20 protein-coding genes are annotated in these 16,838 nt (G+C 70.1%); 11 read left to right on the forward strand and 9 right to left on the reverse strand.

Annotated elements, in window-relative coordinates; all coding sequences use genetic code 11:
• Nucleotides 1–99 precede the first annotated feature (99 nt).
• The gene (locus tag C6Y44_RS18720) at nucleotides 100–1,146 is read right to left on the reverse strand and encodes a polyprenyl synthetase family protein (RefSeq protein ID WP_159417760.1); all 1,047 of its coding nucleotides are present in this window, start codon (nucleotides 1,144–1,146) and stop codon (nucleotides 100–102) included.
• 112 nt (nucleotides 1,147–1,258) lie between these two features.
• On the opposite strand from C6Y44_RS18720, the gene C6Y44_RS18725 reads away from it, so the two are divergent.
• Nucleotides 1,259–2,530 (forward strand): geranylgeranyl reductase family protein, encoded by a 1,272-nt coding sequence (locus C6Y44_RS18725; RefSeq protein WP_120280031.1) that lies wholly within the window; start codon nucleotides 1,259–1,261, stop codon nucleotides 2,528–2,530.
• Between the two features lie 20 nt (nucleotides 2,531–2,550).
• Here C6Y44_RS18725 and C6Y44_RS18730 read toward each other — a convergent pair whose 3' ends face one another.
• The 4 genes from C6Y44_RS18730 to menD all read right to left on the reverse strand — a co-directional run bounded on the left by C6Y44_RS18730 (nucleotide 2,551) and on the right by menD (nucleotide 6,585).
• A complete protein-coding gene (locus tag C6Y44_RS18730) occupies nucleotides 2,551–3,252 on the reverse strand; it encodes a demethylmenaquinone methyltransferase (protein ID WP_071935515.1) in 702 nt (233 codons plus the stop codon).
• Nucleotides 3,253–3,291: 39 nt separating this feature from the next.
• Nucleotides 3,292–4,434 carry a glycosyltransferase family 4 protein gene (locus tag C6Y44_RS18735; protein ID WP_159417759.1) on the reverse strand — a complete coding sequence of 381 codons (1,143 nt, stop codon included), beginning with the start codon at nucleotides 4,432–4,434 and terminating at the stop codon, nucleotides 3,292–3,294.
• 82 nt (nucleotides 4,435–4,516) lie between these two features.
• Nucleotides 4,517–4,969, reverse strand: coding sequence for a DUF3592 domain-containing protein (locus C6Y44_RS18740; RefSeq protein ID WP_159417758.1), 453 nt, complete (start codon nucleotides 4,967–4,969; stop codon nucleotides 4,517–4,519).
• Nucleotides 4,966–6,585: a 2-succinyl-5-enolpyruvyl-6-hydroxy-3-cyclohexene-1-carboxylic-acid synthase gene (gene menD, locus C6Y44_RS18745; protein ID WP_159417757.1), complete on the reverse strand. Its 1,620-nt coding sequence runs from the start codon at nucleotides 6,583–6,585 to the stop codon at nucleotides 4,966–4,968. The genes C6Y44_RS18740 and menD overlap by 4 nt, the downstream gene beginning before the upstream one ends.
• 52 nt (nucleotides 6,586–6,637) lie before the next feature.
• Between menD and C6Y44_RS18750 the strand changes: the two genes are divergently transcribed.
• Both C6Y44_RS18750 and C6Y44_RS18755 read left to right on the forward strand, forming a co-directional pair.
• Entirely contained in the window at nucleotides 6,638–7,243 is a 606-nt protein-coding gene (locus tag C6Y44_RS18750) for a flavin reductase family protein (RefSeq protein ID WP_159417756.1), read from the forward strand.
• Between the two features lie 83 nt (nucleotides 7,244–7,326).
• Nucleotides 7,327–8,187, forward strand: a complete 861-nt coding sequence (locus C6Y44_RS18755) for a siderophore-interacting protein (RefSeq protein WP_174247003.1) — start codon at nucleotides 7,327–7,329, stop codon at nucleotides 8,185–8,187.
• Between the two features lie 90 nt (nucleotides 8,188–8,277).
• Here the strand turns inward: C6Y44_RS18755 and C6Y44_RS18760 are convergent, their stop codons facing one another.
• The 3 genes from C6Y44_RS18760 to C6Y44_RS18770 all read right to left on the reverse strand — a co-directional run bounded on the left by C6Y44_RS18760 (nucleotide 8,278) and on the right by C6Y44_RS18770 (nucleotide 10,434).
• Nucleotides 8,278–8,718 (reverse strand): DUF6918 family protein, encoded by a 441-nt coding sequence (locus C6Y44_RS18760; protein ID WP_006552306.1) that lies wholly within the window; start codon nucleotides 8,716–8,718, stop codon nucleotides 8,278–8,280.
• 73 nt (nucleotides 8,719–8,791) lie between these two features.
• Nucleotides 8,792–9,778, reverse strand: coding sequence for an o-succinylbenzoate synthase (locus C6Y44_RS18765; RefSeq protein WP_159419158.1), 987 nt, complete (start codon nucleotides 9,776–9,778; stop codon nucleotides 8,792–8,794).
• A gap of 23 nt (nucleotides 9,779–9,801) precedes the next feature.
• On the reverse strand, nucleotides 9,802–10,434 hold the full coding sequence (locus C6Y44_RS18770) for a PaaI family thioesterase (protein ID WP_120280038.1): 633 nt from the start codon (nucleotides 10,432–10,434) through the stop codon (nucleotides 9,802–9,804).
• A gap of 64 nt (nucleotides 10,435–10,498) precedes the next feature.
• Here C6Y44_RS18770 and C6Y44_RS18775 point away from each other — a divergent pair, with 64 nt between their 5' ends.
• Nucleotides 10,499–11,392, forward strand: coding sequence for a 1,4-dihydroxy-2-naphthoyl-CoA synthase (locus C6Y44_RS18775; RefSeq protein WP_024101698.1), 894 nt, complete (start codon nucleotides 10,499–10,501; stop codon nucleotides 11,390–11,392).
• Nucleotides 11,393–11,478: 86 nt separating this feature from the next.
• Here C6Y44_RS18775 and C6Y44_RS18780 read toward each other — a convergent pair whose 3' ends face one another.
• Nucleotides 11,479–11,775, reverse strand: coding sequence for a DUF4193 domain-containing protein (locus tag C6Y44_RS18780; RefSeq protein WP_120280039.1), 297 nt, complete (start codon nucleotides 11,773–11,775; stop codon nucleotides 11,479–11,481).
• A 185-nt stretch (nucleotides 11,776–11,960) separates the two neighbouring features.
• Between C6Y44_RS18780 and C6Y44_RS18785 the strand changes: the two genes are divergently transcribed.
• From C6Y44_RS18785 to C6Y44_RS18815, 7 genes are all read left to right on the forward strand, one after another.
• Nucleotides 11,961–12,407 (forward strand): hypothetical protein, encoded by a 447-nt coding sequence (locus C6Y44_RS18785; protein WP_060650869.1) that lies wholly within the window; start codon nucleotides 11,961–11,963, stop codon nucleotides 12,405–12,407.
• A gap of 2 nt (nucleotides 12,408–12,409) precedes the next feature.
• On the forward strand, nucleotides 12,410–12,793 hold the full coding sequence (locus tag C6Y44_RS18790) for a VOC family protein (RefSeq protein ID WP_159417754.1): 384 nt from the start codon (nucleotides 12,410–12,412) through the stop codon (nucleotides 12,791–12,793).
• 193 nt (nucleotides 12,794–12,986) lie between these two features.
• Nucleotides 12,987–14,168, forward strand: a complete 1,182-nt coding sequence (locus C6Y44_RS18795) for an inorganic phosphate transporter (protein WP_159417753.1) — start codon at nucleotides 12,987–12,989, stop codon at nucleotides 14,166–14,168.
• Nucleotides 14,165–14,425 (forward strand): hypothetical protein, encoded by a 261-nt coding sequence (locus C6Y44_RS18800; protein WP_060650701.1) that lies wholly within the window; start codon nucleotides 14,165–14,167, stop codon nucleotides 14,423–14,425. Before C6Y44_RS18795 ends, C6Y44_RS18800 begins: the two co-directional genes overlap by 4 nt.
• A 12-nt stretch (nucleotides 14,426–14,437) precedes the next feature.
• Complete coding sequence (locus C6Y44_RS18805; protein WP_120280042.1) at nucleotides 14,438–14,737, forward strand: DUF3349 domain-containing protein; 300 nt, start codon at nucleotides 14,438–14,440, stop codon at nucleotides 14,735–14,737.
• On the forward strand, nucleotides 14,710–15,879 hold the full coding sequence (menE, locus tag C6Y44_RS18810) for an o-succinylbenzoate--CoA ligase (RefSeq protein ID WP_404817768.1): 1,170 nt from the start codon (nucleotides 14,710–14,712) through the stop codon (nucleotides 15,877–15,879). The genes C6Y44_RS18805 and menE overlap by 28 nt, the downstream gene beginning before the upstream one ends.
• 47 nt (nucleotides 15,880–15,926) lie before the next feature.
• Nucleotides 15,927–16,796, forward strand: coding sequence for a 1,4-dihydroxy-2-naphthoate polyprenyltransferase (locus C6Y44_RS18815; protein WP_120280044.1), 870 nt, complete (start codon nucleotides 15,927–15,929; stop codon nucleotides 16,794–16,796).
• Nucleotides 16,797–16,838 lie beyond the last annotated feature (42 nt).

Consider the following 16,838-nt stretch of genomic DNA (forward strand, 5'->3'; position numbering starts at 1 on the left):
CGCACCCCTTCCGCACCACGATTCCCCACTCGTTCGTCCAACGAACGAGCGCACGGCGCGGTTCCCGCCCCGATCGGGGCGGGACGACACGACGGTCCGTCAGCCGACGCGGGCGACGGTGAAGTCCACGAGGCGACGCAGCGCCTCGTTCGCCGGGCCCTGCGGCAGGGCATCGAGTTCGGCGTGGGCGCGGGCGGCGTAGGTCGCGAGAGTCGCCTTCGCCGCATCCATCCCCGGCGAGCGGACGAGCAGTTCGAGCGCCTCGGCGACGTGTGCTTCGTCCTCGATGGGACCGACGAGCAGTTCGCGCAGGCGATCCGCCTCCGGTCCGGTCTCCCGCAGCGCGTAGAGCACCGGCAGGGTGTACACACCCTCGCGGAGATCGGTTCCGGGGGTTTTGCCCGACTCCGTGGTGTCGGACGCGATGTCGATGATGTCGTCGACGATCTGGAAGGCGGTGCCGACGGCGTCGCCGAGCCGTTCGAGCCGCTCGACGTGCTCGGAATCGGCACCCGAGAACGTTCCGCCGAAGCGCCCGCTGGCGGCGATCAGCGAACCGGTCTTCTCCCAGATCACCCGTAGGTAGTGCTCGACCGGGTCGTCGTTGGTGCGCGCACCGATGGTCTCGCGCATCTGACCGGTGACCAACTCGGCGAACGTCTCCGCGATGATCTGCACGGCCGACGGACCCAGGGTCGACACCAGCCGTGAGGCGTGCGCGAACAGATAGTCGCCGGCGAGGATCGCGACGCTGTTGCCCCAGCGCACGTTGGCGCTCGGGGCACCGCGACGCATCGTCGCCTCGTCCATCACGTCGTCGTGGTAGAGCGTCGCGAGGTGCACGAGCTCGACGACGGTCGCCGCCGTCACCACGGCGGGATCGGTGGGTTTCGGCCCGAGCTGCGCGGTGAGGATCGTGAACAGCGGCCGGAATCGCTTGCCACCCGCCTTCGCCAGGTGCAGCGCGGCCTCCGTCAGGAAGTCCTCACCGTCGGACAGTTCCTCGACCAGGAGTTTCTCGACGCTCGCGAGGCCGTCCCCGACTGTCGCGGCGAGGACCGGATCGCCGAGTTCCACACCGGCCACGACGGTGCTCGGCGCCGCATCGGCCGAACCGGCGGTCCGAGCCGCCCCCTCAGTGCTCACGATGACGTACCCATCCTGTTCTGTCGCCTCGACTTCACCGTAGTGAACCTAGCCGTTCGTTCGCCGATCCACCTCGTCGAGGCGGCCGATCGCGGCCTGAGAAGATGGAGCGGTGGTGGCCGAACACTCCGCGCGAGATCCGCGGCAATCCCAGTCCTGCGTTCCCGACAGTACCGATGTTCTCGTCGTCGGTGCCGGTCCAGCCGGTTCCGCCGCCGCAGCGTGGGCTGCCCGCGCCGGCCGTGAGGTGTTGCTCGTCGATGCCGCGACCTTCCCTCGCGACAAGACCTGCGGTGACGGACTGACCCCACGCGCCGTCGCCGAACTCGACGAACTCGGCCTCGGCGACTGGCTGCGCACCCGCACCGTAAACCGCGGTCTGCGTCTCGAGGGCTTCGGTGGCCGCTTCGAACTCCCCTGGCCCGACTCGTCGTTCCCGGTCGTGGGCAGTGCCGTGCCGCGCACCGAACTCGACGCCCGGATCCGGCAGGTCGCGCTCGACTCGGGTGCCCGCGCCGTGGACGGAACGAAGGCCGTCGACGTCGAACGCGAGGGCGACCGGGTCTCGGCCGTGATCTTCCGCACCGCCGACGGACCGCGGACCGTTCGGTGCCGCATGCTGATCGTCGCGGACGGGGTGCGCTCTCCCCTCGGTAAGGTGCTCGGTCGTCGCTGGCACCGCGACACCACCTACGGCGTGGCCGCGCGGGCCTACGCCACCTCCCCGCGCAGCGACGATCCGTGGATCACCTCGCACCTCGAACTGCGCGACGACGCGGGCGCCGTCCAGCCGGGCTACGGCTGGGTGTTCCCGCTCGGCACCGGCGAGGTGAACCTGGGAGTGGGAACCCTCGCGACCGCCTCGCGACCCGCGAGCGGATCGCTGCGACCGCTCATCGACCTCTACGCGCGGCAACGCCGCACCGAATGGGAGCTCGGCGAGGTGACGCGCGTGGCGTCGGCGCTGCTGCCCATGGGCGGAGCCGTGTCGGGGGTCGCGGGCAGGAACTGGGCGCTGATCGGCGACGCCGCGGCGTGCGTCAATCCGCTCAACGGCGAGGGCATCGACTACGGACTCGAAGGTGGTCGGCTGATCGCCGGGCTGCTCGACTCCGACGACCTCACCGACCTGTGGCCGACGACGCTGCGCTCCCACTACGGCCGCGCGTTCTCCACCGCGCGTCGCCTCGCGAGCCTGCTCACGATCCCGAAGTTCCTGCCGGCGACCGGCCCGATCGCGATGCGGTCGCGGACGATGATGTCGGTCGCGGTGCGGGTGATGGGCAATCTCGTCACCGACGAGGACGCCGACCTCGTGGCCCGGGTGTGGCGGACGAGCGGTCATCTCTCGATGCGCTGGGATCGGCAACCGCTCTTCGCCTGAGTGCCGCGCGACTACTGCGGCTACTTGCGTACCGCGCGGTGCAGGGCGGTGATTCCCCCGGTGAGATTGCGCCACTTCACGTCGCTCCAGCCCGCGGCCTCGATGCGCCGGGCGAGCTGTTCCTGATCGGGCCAGGCCCGGATCGATTCGGCGAGGTAGACGTAGGCGTCGGGATTGCTGCTGACCGCCCGCGCGACCCGCGGCAACGTCCGCATCAGGTACTCCATGTAGACGGTGCGCAGCGGTTCCCGCACCGGCGTGGAGAATTCGCACACCACGAGGCGTCCACCCGGCTTGACCACCCGGGCGATCTCGCGCAGTCCCTCGTCCGGGTCGGCGACGTTGCGCAGGCCGAAGGAGATGGTCGCGGCGTCGAAGACCGCGTCGGCGAACGGCAGTTTCATCGCGTCGCCCGCGACCATCGGGACGTTGCGGAACTCACCGGCGTGCAACATGCCCTTGGAGAAATCGGTGGCGACGACCCACGCGCCGGACCGCCCGAGTTCGACGGTGGAGACCCCGGTGCCGGCGGCCAGGTCGAGCACCCGCTCGCCCGGCTTCAGGTCGAGAGCCGCACGGGTCGCGCGACGCCACCCGCGGTCCTGCCCGAACGACAGGACGGTGTTGGTCAGGTCGTAGCGTGCAGCGACCCCGTCGAACATGGACGCGACCTCACGCGGGTCCTTGTCGAGCGACGCGCGCGATCCGTGAGTTGTTGCCACGGCCGAAACGTTACCCGCTCCCCTAGTGGACGCCGGCGCTCACGCGGCGCGGCGGAGCGCGTGCGCGGGCAGTCCCTGCACCCGCCGGTAATGGGCGAGCAACTCGTCGCACAGCACGGGCCAGGTGCGTCCGAGCACTCCACGGCGTGCCGCACCCCCGAACTCGTCCCGGACCCCGGGAGCGAGCAGAGCATCGACGGCTCGGGGCAGCAGTTCGACGAAGCGGTCCACCGGCAGGCGGTAACCGTTGCGGCAGTGGGCGACGAGATCGCGTGGTCCGCCCGCGTCCGGCACGATCGCCGGGATCCCGCTCGCCAGGGCTTCCTGCACGGCCTGGCAGAAGGTCTCGTGTTCACCGGGATGGACGAAGACGTCGAGGCTCGCGTGGGCGCGGGCCAGTTCCTCTCCCCCGAGCTGCCCGGTGAACACGGCCGACGGCAACTGTCGTTCGAGCCGCGACCGTTCGGGACCGTCGCCGACGACGACGAGCTGCAGCCGCGGGTCGTGGGCGAGGATCGCGAGCCGCTCGACGTGCTTCTCGGGCGCGAGGCGTCCCACGAAACCGACGATCGGGCGGCCGTCCGGCGACCAGCGGGCGCGCAGGTCCTCGTCCCGCCGGGACGGCGCGAAGCGGTCGGTGTCGACGCCCCGCGACCAGCGCCGCACGCGCGGGATGCCGTGGGCCACGAGGTCGTCCACGGCGGCGGTCGAGGGGGCGAGGGTGAGATCGCAGCCGCGGTGCAGGCGACGAGTCCACCGCCAGGACGCACGCGCCGCGAGGCCGAGCCCGTAGCTGGAGGCGAATCCGGCCACGTCCGTCTGATAGATCGCGACCGTCGGAACGTCGAGGCGTCCCGCGGCGGCGAGACCGCCGGCACCGAGCACGAACGGGGACGCGAGGTGCACCACGTCCGGCGCGAAGGTGCGCAGCACCGGAAGGAGTTCCGGTCCTGGCACGCCCACCGGGAGGGAGCTGATCCTCGGTACGCGCACCGCCGGTACACGGTGGACGGGTGTCCCGCGATGGTCGGACGGAGCGGGTGGCCGGCCTGCGATCGTGTCGGGTGCGACGACCAGCGCGTCGTGTCCGGTGCGGTCGAGGTGCTCGAGGACGCGGAGCACCGAGTTGGTGACGCCGTTGACGTTCGGGAGGAAGGATTCCGCGACGATGGCTACTCGCACGCCGACAGCGTGGCGAGCCTGCGAGTCGAGCAGGTGCGAGCCCGGTGACCGAGGGACGAAGTCGCGACGAACGTTTCGTTCGTCACATCTGCAGCTGTCGATCCTTCACGTCGGGAGCGACAGCGGGTGCGGCGGTCGCCCTCCGCCGCAGCCACATCAGCACCGGCGTGGCGATCAGCCATGTGACGACGATCACCGACCCGGTGGGGATCAGGGCGACGCGGGCGTCGCGACCGGTCACACGAACGAGATCGGGATCACTCCGGGCGTACTCCACGGCGATCCGCTGCCCGGCGGTCAACCCCGTCGGATACAGAACACCGAGCTCGGGATTGTGCGTCACACCATCGGGAGTGACGAAACTCACGGCGGACCGCAGGGAGCCGGCCGAGAGCACCTCGGCGACGGCCGTGCCCGTGTCGGAGCGGATGGTGAGGTCGTTGCGGAGGGCGCCGAGGAACAGGATCACCGCGAGGGCGGAGATCGCCGCCGCGACGATGACAACCGCGCGCCGCGCGCGCTCGGGTCCGCTCACAGCTGCGCTCGCACCGCCGCGTGCAGTTCGCGCAGCCCGGCCCGATCCGTGGTGACCTCGACCACACGGATGCCCGCGGGCGGCGCAGCGTCGTCCGCAAGGACGAGCGCGAGTCCCTGCAGATCCACCCGCTCGTGCGGAACGCGGTAGGCCGCGCACAGTGCCGCGAGGTCCATGCCGTGCGGGGTGCCGAAAACACGCTCGAAGACACCTGCGTACTGCGGGTCGCCCTGTTCGAGCAGTTCGAAGATTCCGCCGCCGTCGTCGTTCGCGACGACGATGGTGAGGTTCTGCGGCCGCGGCTCCGACGGCCCGATGAGCAGGCCCGATGCGTCGTGCAGGAAGGTCAGGTCGCCGAGCAGCGCGACGGTCCGTCCCTGCTCGTAGGCGAGTGCGGCACCGACGGCGGTGGAGACCGTACCGTCGATCCCGGCGACACCGCGGTTGGACAGCACCTTCACGTCGGGCTTCGGGTAGCTCACGAGCGCCGCGTCGCGCACCGGGTTCGACGCCCCGAGCAGCAGCTGGTCGCCGGGCTTCAGCGAATCCGTGACCACCGCGGCGACGTGCAGTCCGGTGGCCTTCGGGTGCCCGTCGAGCTGGGCGCGCACGGCCTTGTCGGTGTGCGCCGACAGCTGGCGGCATCGTTCGAGCCACGCCTCGTCGGGTGTTCCCGACACCATGGCGCGGGTGCCGGTCGCGATGACGTTGCCCGAGACGTCGGGCCAGCGCGGGCCGGTGGTCAGCGCGTACACGGTGACGGCGGGGTCGGCGAGCAGGTTCGACACCGGGCGGTGCAGGGTGGGTCGTCCGGTGATGATCGCCTGGCGCGGCTTCAGGTGCGGCAGCGCCATCGGATGCACCGGGATGCCGTGCAACGGTGCGGTGGGTTCGGCGACGGTCGGCAGCCCGGACAGCTCGGGGCGGTGGGCGGAACCGTGACCGGAGACGACGATCGTGTCGGGGGTCAGGTCGATCTCGAGCGGGACGTCGAGGGTGGCGTGCACCGTGGTGGTCCAGGCCTTGCCGTCGGGACGGCCCTCGGGCACCGGGCCCTTCGCGTCGAGCTCGGGCACGAGCGGTTCGCGCAGCGGGATGTCGAAGTGGACCGGGCCTGCGTTGCCCGATCGGGTCCCGCGGGCGGCGGCGAGAACCCGGGAGACCGCCGAACGCCACTGGCTGTTCTGTTCGATGCCTTCGGCGAGGCCGAGGCTGATGGTGGCGCGCACCTGGCTGCCGAACAACCCGAGTTGTTCGACGGTCTGGTTCGCACCGGATCCGAGCAGTTCGTAGGGGCGATTGGCGCTGAGCACGACCAACGGGACGCGAGCATAGTTCGCCTCGAGCACGGCCGGCGCGAGGTTGGCCACGGCGGTACCGGAGGTCATGACGACCGGGACGGGACGCCCCGAGGCGAGGGCCAGGCCGATCGCGAGGAATCCGGCGGTGCGCTCGTCGATACGCATGTGCAGGCGCAGACGTCCTGCGCTGTCGGCGGCCTGGAGCGCGAAGGCGAGCGGCGCGTTGCGCGAGCCCGGGCACAGCACGACGTCCCGAACACCGCCCCGGGCGAGTTCGTCGACGACAGCAGTGGCCTGGGCAGTGGACGGATTCACGGAGTCCAGGGTAATTGCGCCGGAAATGTGGCCGGGTAGAGGTGCGGTCAGAATGGAGGCCGTGCGCACAGTCTTCGATCCCGACGAGTCGAGTCCCGGCCGCTTCTACCGCCTTCTCACCGCGACAATCGTGCCGAGACCGATCGCGTGGGTGTCCACCGAGGCCGAGGACGGTGTGTTCAATCTCGCTCCGTACAGCTTCTTCACGGTGGCGAGTACGGCCCCGCCGGTCGTGCAGTTCACGTCCGTGGGCCGGAAGGACAGTCTGCGGAACATCGAGCAGACGGGCGAGTTCGTGATCAACATCGCGACCGTGTCGTTGATGGAGAAGGTCAACGCCTCGTCGGCGGCGTTCCCGCATGACATCGACGAGTTCACCGAGGTGGGTCTGCACGCCGAGCCGAGCGAGCGGGTGCGGCCCCCGCGGGTCGCGGAGGCACCCGCCTCGATCGAGTGCCGGTTGCACCGTGTGATCGAGATCGGCGACTCGTTCGTCGTGATGGGCGACGTCCTCGCCGTGACCGTCGATTCGGAGGTGCTGGCGGAGGACGGTGCCCCCGACTTCGCGGCGCTCGGCGCGGTGAGCCGGTTGGGACGGACGGAATGGGGACTGACGCCCGCGGTGCGGAGACTGCACCGGCCCGGCACTCCTGGGTGAGGACACAGGTTAGGCTCCGCTGAACGATCGTCGGGATGCTGCACGTCGTCAGTGGTGGCATCCGAGCAACCTCGGAGGGCCGTATGGCGAAGAGCACCGGAACCGCACGGCGCAATCCCTATCTCAAGCCCGAGTCGCGGCGGATGGTGCGCGCGCAGGTACTCGCCGCCGAACGGATCAGCCCGACCTTCGTGCGCATCACCGTGGGCGGCGACGACGTCGACTCGATCGCACCGATGGGCTTCGACCACTGGTTCCGCATGTTCTTCCCCACCCCGGAGCAGCGGGAACTGACCCTCCCCGGTGCGACCGACGACCGTTGGTGGCCCGAATACCAGGAGCTACCCGAGGATCGGCGTCCGGTGCTGCGGAACTACACGTTCCGCCGCGTGCGACCTGCGGGCACCGCGCTGTTCGGCCCGACCTCCGAGATCGAGATCGATTTCGCGTCGCACGGTGATCTGGGCCCGGCCTCGGCGTGGGCGGAGCGGGCGCAGCCCGGTGACGAGATCGGCATCCTCGACGAGGGCATCAGCAACCTGCCTCTCGACGAGGCACGGTCGTGGCTGCTCGTCGGCGACGAGAGCGCGGTGCCCGCCGTGGCGGGCATTCTCGACTCGATTCTTGCTCTCGACCCGCTCGCGGCCGTGGAGGTCTTCGTCGAGGTTCCGCACCCCGACGACCTCACCGCCCAGGCCCTGCGGACGGGCGAGAACGTACGGGTGCATCCGGTGATCAGGACGGATGGCGAGGCGGTTCCGGGCAGTCTCGTCGCCGACGAGGTGCGGGAGTCGACCCCGTCGTCGGATTCCGCCCACGCGTTCGTCGCGGGCGAGTCGTTGCTCGCGACCGGTGTGCGCCGTCATCTCGTGCGCGAGTGCGGCTGGGACCGGTCGGCGGTGACCTTCATCGGCTACTGGAAGTACGGCGAGCCCGTCTACTGACGGCCCGAACTTCCCCGGAACGACGAACGTCGCGGTACCGACCGGCGAACCGGTTCGGGACCGCGACGTCCGGATGTCGCTGGTGTCGGCTCAGCCGGCGTGCTTCTGGATGAGATCACCCAGGCGCGGCAGGGCCTCGACGACGTGCTTCTTGGCCGAGGGGCGCAGCGAGTCGTAGACCTTCTTGACGCCGGACTTCGACGTGCCGGCGATGCGCTCGTCGGTCACGCCGAGGAGAGCGTCGGCGACGACCTCGCCGCGGGCGACCAGGAAGTCCGCGAACGAACCGTTGCCTGCGTACTCCACCCAGAACGGCTGGAGCTTCTCGACGAATTCGGGCAGCAGACCTTCGACGGCACCCGGCACGATGCCCGGGCCGACCTTCTTCACTGCTGCGTAGCCACCCTTGAGGGCGAGACCGGACGCACCCTTCTTGTCCGACACCTCAGCATCGATCAGGGCTTCGACGTCTGCCTTGACCGCCGGGAACTTGTCGGCGCCGAGGAGGGCATCGCCCAGAGCTGCAACCACTTTCACTGCCTCCGTAGATGTGACACTTGTGACCGTTGGGACGCGGGGAACGATATACGACGATTCCGCCTCATCACAGTCCGCGTCCGGCCAGCACCGTACGGCACCGACGCACCCGCTCGCACCACCACTCGACTCGGTCGGGTTCGGCCCGCAGCGCATCGAGCCGCCCGGGTTCGGGCTCGACCGCAACGACATCGAGCGCTCCGTCGGACATGTGCAGAGCCGGCGCGACGTCGGCCTCGAAGAAGCCGCCCGTGCCCAGGCCGCAGGCGTACGGGAGGTCGGGTAGGGCCGCGGCCGCCGCGAGACCGGTGGCGATCCCCACCGCGGAGTCGAGAGCGCTCGAGACGACCACCTCGACGCCGTGCCCGGCGAGTTCGTCGGCGAGCGCGACGAGGCGTCGGACCCCGCCGAGCGGTGCGACCTTCACGACGGCGACGTCCGCTCCCCCGGCCCGCACGACCCGCAGGGGATCCTCGGCGCGGCGGATGCTCTCGTCCGCCGCGATGCGCACCCCGGGCAGGCGGCGGCGAACCTCGACGAGTTCGGGGACGGTCGCGCACGGCTGCTCGGCGTATTCGAGCGGACCGTCGGCCGTGAGTGCCGTGAGCGCGCGGACCGCCTCGGCCACGCTCCAGCCTCCGTTCGCGTCGATCCGGACATTGGGCACGTGTTCGCGCACGGCCCGGACACGAGCGACATCCTGCGCGAGATCCTGGCCCGGTTCGGCGACCTTCACCTTCGCGGTGCGCGCGCCGGGGAACCGGGCGAGGACCTCGGGGACGCGCTCCGGGCCGATGGCGGGCACGGTCGCGTTGACCGCGATCCGGGCGCGGCGCGGGGCCGGATGCCCCTGCCAGGCCGCTTCGATCGCCGACTGCAACCAGTGCGCCGCCTCGTCGTCGCCGTATTCGGGGAACGGCCCGAACTCACCCCACCCTGCGGGTCCGCGCAGCAACAGCACCTCGCGTTCGGTGATGCCGCGGAACCGGACGCGCATGGGCAGCGAGATAACGACTGCCCCGTCGAGCAATTCGTCCGCGGACGGGAGGGGCAGCGAGGACGGGAGGGGCAGGGAGATCACGGTTGGCCCGGCAGCAACTGGACCATCAGTGCCTCGCAGTCGGCGAGGAGGTTGCCGTCGACATCGCGCAGTTCGGCCTTGCAGAAGGCCTTGCGTCCGTCCACCCGCTCGACCCAGCCGTCGACGACGAGTTCGGTCTCGATCGGGGTGATCCTGCGATAGTTGACGTGAAGATAGGCGGTGCGGGCGATCGGCCGGCCGTTGGCGTGGATGACCATGCCGAACAGGTCGTCGAACAGCAGCGGCAGCGTGCCGCCGTGCGCGGCCCCGTTGCCTCCGAGGTGGTAGCGACGGAAGACGCCGCGCTCACGGACACCGTCCGGTCCGTACTTCTCGATCGTCCACGGCAGCAGCAGCGCGCTGCCGCGTCCGGGCAGGTCGACGTTGAATCCGGCGGGCGAGCGGCCCTCGGGCACGGCGTGCTCGGCGAGCAGGTCGACGAGTGCCTCGGTCTGCTCGATCGCTCGGTCGACGACCTCGTCCGGCGGGTTCGTGGAGACCATCAGATCCTGCAGACGCCGGAAGGTCTCGACGAAGCGACCGTAGTTCGGCCCCGCCTTCACCGGTTCGTAGACCGGGAATCCGCCGTGGTGTTCGTAGTCGTCGCGGGGATCGGTCTGCTCGCTCATGGTTGTGCACGTTATCGGGCGGCAGCGCACGTCGCCGCGATGCCCGGCCCTTTATGGTGACGAGGTGACCTTCGATCCAGAATTGTGGCGCCCGGTACCCGGGTTCGAGAACCTCACCGACATCACCTATCACCGACACGTCACGCAGGGCACGGTCCGCGTCGCGTTCGATCGTCCCGAGGTGCGCAACGCCTTCCGTCCGCACACCGTCGACGAGCTCTACCGCGTGCTCGACCATGCGCGGACCACCTCCGACGTCGGCGTCGTGCTGCTCACGGGCAACGGTCCGAGCCCGAAGGACGGCGGATGGGCGTTCTGCTCCGGCGGCGACCAGCGGATCCGTGGCCGCAGCGGCTACCAGTACGCGAGCGGCGAGACCGCCGACACCGTCGACAAGGCCCGCGCCGGCCGGCTGCACATCCTCGAGGTCCAGCGGCTGATCCGGTTCATGCCGAAGGTCGTCATCGCTCTGGTCAACGGCTGGGCCGCCGGTGGCGGGCACAGCCTGCACGTCACGTGCGACCTGACGCTCGCCTCCCGCGAGCACGCCCGCTTCAAGCAGACCGACGCCGACGTGGGCAGCTTCGACGGCGGCTACGGCAGCGCCTACCTGGCCAAGATGGTCGGCCAGAAGTTCGCGCGGGAGATCTTCTTCCTCGGCGACACCTACACGGCCGAGGAGATGCACCACATGGGTGCGGTGAACAAGGTCGTCGACCACGACGAGCTCGAGAACGTCGCGCTGGAGTGGGCGCAGAAGATCAACGGCAAGTCGCCGCAGGCGCAGCGCATGCTCAAGTACGCCTTCAACCTGCAGGACGACGGCCTCGTCGGTCAGCAGTTGTTCGCGGGCGAGGCCACGCGTCTGGCCTACATGACCGACGAAGCGATCGAGGGTCGCGACGCCTTCCTCGAGAAGCGCGAGCCCGACTGGTCGCCCTACCCGCACTACTACTGATCCTGACGCGGCGAACCGGGCTTCGCCCCTGCTACAGCAGGTGCAAGGCCCGGTTCGCCGCGCAAGGAGGGTCGTCGGACGGAAGGTCAGACGCAGTCGCGGCAGTAGGCCTGCTCGCCGTCGCCCGTCGCGCGACGGCTGTGGTGCTGGACGAGGAAGCAGCCCATGCAGGTGAACTCGTCCGACTGCTTCGGCAGGACCTGGACCGAGAGCTCCTCCGCGGACAGTGCCGAGAGGTCGGCGCCGGGCAGGTCGAGGGTCTCGAGGATCTCGCCCTCGTCGGTGTCGGCGGCCGCGATGGGCTTGATGTCCAGCTCGTCCAGGGCAGTGCCACCGCCGCCCAGGATGTCGGTGGTGCGGGGAGCGTCGTAGTCGGTCGCCATGGCAGTTCTCCTCACTCGTTGTCGGCGGTGCCGCGCAGCCGCGGGTCACGGCTGCATCGGACCCGCTGTGGCAGGCCGGCGCTGTCATGGGCACCGTTGCCGTCAGTAATGTCCCACCGGAAGCTTCGTCAAACACATATGTCCAGTTACGGTCGAACCGTGTGCTCTCGGGCACACTGTGGGACATGACCGATCGCCAGAGTCCGCGAACCGCCCACACCCGCCCGGAAGGCGTCTCCGACGCCACTGTGAAAGCGACCGGCAAATTGTCCGAGGCTCTCGAGACCGTCGAGCAGGCGCGGGGCCATCTCTATGCCTTCCATCAGCTGATGGGTCGCGCCGATCTGCTCACCGGCGACGCCGAGGAGTTGTTCCGCGAGGCCGGGCACGACGAGATCGCCGAGCGTCTCGGCACCGAGATCATCGGACGCAACATCGCCGAGGGTCGCTGGACCTTCCAACTCGTCGAGGAATTCGACGACGGCTACTGGTCGGACTTCCGCACTTTCGAGAAGCAGGTGCGCGACGAACTCGTGCAGGGCCGACGTCACCTTTTCGAAGCCGAGATGAAGGAATCGCGGCGCACACACGGCCGCCGCCATCACGAGGCCTGCCCGGCCGAGGAGCAGTGACGGTGGAGATCCTCAGCAGCCGCACCATCCTCCGTCCGCGCGACCACGAGGCCGCCCTCGAGTTCTACGGCTCGACGCTGGGACTGGCGATCGCCCGCGAGTATCCCGGCGGAACCGTCTTCTTCGCGGGGCAGTCGCTCATCGAGATCGCCGCGCACGGCCGATCCGACGACAGCGACGAGGTGTTCCACGGCGCCCTGTGGCTCCAGGTGCGCGACGTCTACGACGCCGAGGCCGAACTGGCGCTGAAGGGCGTGCGCATCGTCCGGGGCGCGAAGCAGGAGCCGTGGGGACTGCACGAGCTGTGGATCGCCGATCCCGACGGGATTCCGATCGTCCTGGTGCAGATCCCCGAGGACCATCCCTTGCGGCGCGACCTCCGTTGACGAACGGAGATACCCGGGCACGGCCGGAGGCAGTCGCGCGGCGCCGGTGATCTTGCACACAAGCCGCGCGGTCTGCTCTGCACTCCGCTCATGGTCGGAGTCCGAAAGAACCGGTCGGGCGTCACGGCGAGACGCAGAATTCACACCCCCGTCGCTGTACATTCACCTGCCCGCTACCCCACAATCGACAGACGTGACCGCAGAGTTCGTCGTGCTCCTGGTGGTGGTCGTCACTGCCCTCGCATTCGATTTCACCAACGGCTTCCACGACACCGGCAATGCCATGGCGACATCCATCGCCACCGGCGCCCTCAAACCCAAGACCGCGGTCACTTTGTCCGCGACCCTCAACCTCGTCGGCGCCTTCCTGTCCGTGGAAGTCGCCGCCACCGTCGCGAAGGGTGTCGTCGACCTCGACACCGTCGGCGGTACCGATCTGTTGCTCATCGTCTTCGCCGGCTTGGTCGGAGCGATCCTCTGGAACATCGCAACCTGGCTGTTCGGCCTGCCGTCCAGTTCGTCGCATGCCCTGTTCGGTGGCCTGGTCGGCGCGGCGCTCGCGTCGATCGGCGTCCAGGGCGTCGTGTGGGACGGAGTGCTGGGCAAGGTCCTGCTTCCCGCCGTGCTCGCGCCCGTCATCGCGGCGCTGGTGTCCACGGTGGGCATCTGGTCGATGCACCGCCTGACCCGGTCCGTCTCCACCGAGCACCGCGATCGCGGCTTCCGGATGGGCCAGATCGGCACCGCATCCCTGATGTCGCTCGCCCACGGCACCAACGACGCACAGAAGACCATGGGCGTGATCTTCCTGGCCCTCGTCGCCCACGGCACCATCACCGCCGACACCGAAATGCCGTTCTGGGTGAAGGTCGCCTGTGCCGTCGCGATCGCCCTCGGCACCTATCTCGGTGGCTGGCGCATCATCCGCACGCTGGGCAAGGGCCTCGTCGAGATCGCCCCGCCGCAGGGCCTGGCCGCCGAGTCGTCGTCGGCCGCCATCATCCTCACCTCGAGCCATTTCGGTCTGCCGCTGTCGACCACGCACGTCGCCACGGGATCGATCCTCGGCACGGGCCTGGGCACCAAGGGCGCCGAGGTGCGCTGGTCGGTGGCACGACGGATGGTCGTCGCGTGGGTCATCACCCTGCCGTGTGCCGCGGTCGTCGGAGCGATCTGCTGGGCGCTCGCCCACCTCATCGGCGGCATGTCCGGCGTGCTCGTCGTGTTCGCGATCCTGTGCGCCCTGGCCCTGCTCATGTGGCTGCGCTCGCGCCGGCAGCCCGTCGACGCCTCCAACGTCACCGCCGACTGGGACGACAAGCTCGCCCCGGCACCGGGTGCCTCCGAAACGGTCGGCGGGGAAGGACGCTCGTGAACCTGTTGACGCACACCCTCGACTCCCTGTGGCAGGTCGTTCTCGTGGGCCTGCTGCTCGGCGCCGGCCTGCCCTCCCTGTTCGCCCTCGGAGTCCGCGCACTCGACACCGGTCGCGGCAGCGACGGCACACCGAATCCGGTGGCACGGACCGCCGCGGTGCTGTGCTTCGCCGTGGTCGCCTGCGCGATCCTGGCGGGAATTCTCCTGCTGGCGTCCGATTTCCTCGCCGGAACGTTCGGCATCGACATCTTCTGATCGGAGTGACGGGTGGCCCTCCCGCCGTTTCTCGCTTCCATCGTCGAGTGGCTCCGTGCCGGTTACCCCGAAGGGGTGCCGGAACAGGACTACGTACCCCTTTTCGCACTTCTCGCGCGGCGCCTGTCCGACGAGGAGGTCGCCCAGGTCGCCGACACTCTGATCGAGGACGGTGACCTCTCGATCAACCGCATCGACATCGCGGTCCTGATCAGCAAGATCACCAACAACATGCCGTCGCCCGACGACGTGGACCGGGTCCGCCGCCAGCTCGAGGCGGGCGGATGGGACACGACACAATACGATCTGTGACCACACTCGCGCTTCTTCCCGTCCCCGCCGGGTCCGCCGTCCGCTCCGTGCTGCCCGCCCTGCAGCGCATGCTCGACGGTGACGGACCGGCACTGCTCCCCGTCCCCGCCGGGGACGAGCGGGAGACGCTCCGGCTCACCAGCGCCCTGAGCCCCGGCGAACCCGTCGTGGACGGTGTGGGACTGGTGGTCGCGACCTCCGGCACGACCGGGACCCCCAAGGGCGCCCTGCTCTCCGCGCAGGCGCTGCGCGCGAGCGGCGATGCCACCCACACCCGGCTGGGCGGGACGGGCTCGTGGCTGCTCACCCTGCCCGCCCATCACATCGCGGGCATGCAGGTCCTGCTGCGCAGCCTGCTCTCCGGAACCGAGCCCGTCGTCGTCGACGTGTCCGCCGGTTTCGACCCCGCGGATCTGCCGGCGGCGGTGGACGCCATGCCGGGCCCCCGCCGGTACAGCTCGATGGTCCCCACCCAGCTGATCAAGGCCCTCGATCATCCCGACGCCACCGCGGCGCTCGCCCGCCTCGACGCGATCCTGCTCGGTGGGGCCGCGACTCCCGTGCCGGTCCTCGACCGCGCCCGCGCGAGCGGCATCACCGTCGTGCGCACCTACGGCATGAGCGAGACCTGCGGCGGCTGCGTCTACGACGGCGTGCCGCTCGACGGGGTACACGTGCGCGTCGACGGCGACTCGCGAGTGTGGCTCGGCGGCGCCACGCTCGCCTCGGGCTACCGCAACCTGCCCGAGCATCCCGCCTTCGCCGAACCCGGCTGGTTCCGCACCGACGACGCGGGCACGCTCGACGACGGGATCCTGCGCATCCTGGGACGGCTCGACGAGGCCATCTCGACCGGTGGACTCACCGTGGTCCCGCAGGTGGTCGAGGCCGTACTCGTCGAGCACCCGGCCGTTCGGGAGGTCGCGGTGGTGGGTCTGCCCGACGCCCGGCTCGGTCAGCGCGTCGCGGCGGTCGTCGTGCCCGTCCCCGGTGCGACGCCGACGCTCGCCGAACTCCGCGACCACGTCGAGGCCACGCTCGATCCCACTGCTGCGCCGCGTGAGCTGCAGGTCGTCGACGCGTTGCCGCTGCGTGGGCCGGGCAAGGTGGATCGCCGCGCCCTCGTCTCGCGCTTCTCCTGACGGGTGCGCACGACGCGGCGGGCAGCCCCGGGTGCGAAGATCGATCCATGGCAACGGCTGGTCAATGGCTCGAAGGCGCTCGTCCGCGCACCCTCCCCAACGCGATCGCACCCGTCCTGGCAGGCACGGGCGCTGCGGCGTGGCTCGGTGAGGCCGTGTGGTGGAAGGCGCTGCTGGCACTGGTCGTCGCGCTGGGCCTGATCATCGGCGTGAACTTCGCCAACGACTACTCCGACGGCATCCGCGGCACCGACGACGAGCGGGTCGGCCCGATGCGGCTGGTCGGTTCGGGGGCTGCGAGCCCCGGCGCCGTCAAGCGCGCGGCGTTCGTGTGCTTCGGCATCGCGGCCGTCGCGGGACTCGCCCTCGCCGTCACGACCGCCTGGTGGCTCGTGCTCGTCGGCGCGGTCTGCATCGCCGGGGCCTGGTACTACACCGGCGGGAAGAATCCGTACGGCTACAGCGGCTTCGGGGAGATCGGCGTCTTCGTCTTCTTCGGGCTGGTCGCGGTGCTCGGCACCCAGTTCGTGCAGGCCGGTCGCGTCGACTGGGTGGGTCTGGCCTGCGCGGTCGCCGTCGGCTCGATCTCGACGGCCGTGCTGGTGACGAACAATCTCCGCGACATCGCGACCGACGCGGAGACCGGCAAGCGGACTCTGGCGGTCAAACTGGGCGACCCGAGTACCCGCACGCTGCACCTGGTGCTGGTCGTGGTGCCGTTCGTGATGTCGCTCGTGCTGGTCGCGGCGACGCCGTGGGCGCTCGCCGGTTTCCTCGCCGCACCGTTCGCGGTCCGCGCGCACAAGCCGGTGCGGGCCGGTGCCCTCGGGCTCGCGCTGATCCCGGCGCTCAGCGATTCGGGTGTCGCGATGCTCGTGTGGGCGGTGGCCACCGCGCCCGCGCTGGCCTTCGGCTGACCATGACGCGGGCGCGGCGGAACCGGTCGCGGGCGGACGGGC

The organism is Rhodococcus rhodochrous (assembly GCF_014854695.1).
GTDB lineage: Bacteria > Actinomycetota > Actinomycetes > Mycobacteriales > Mycobacteriaceae > Rhodococcus.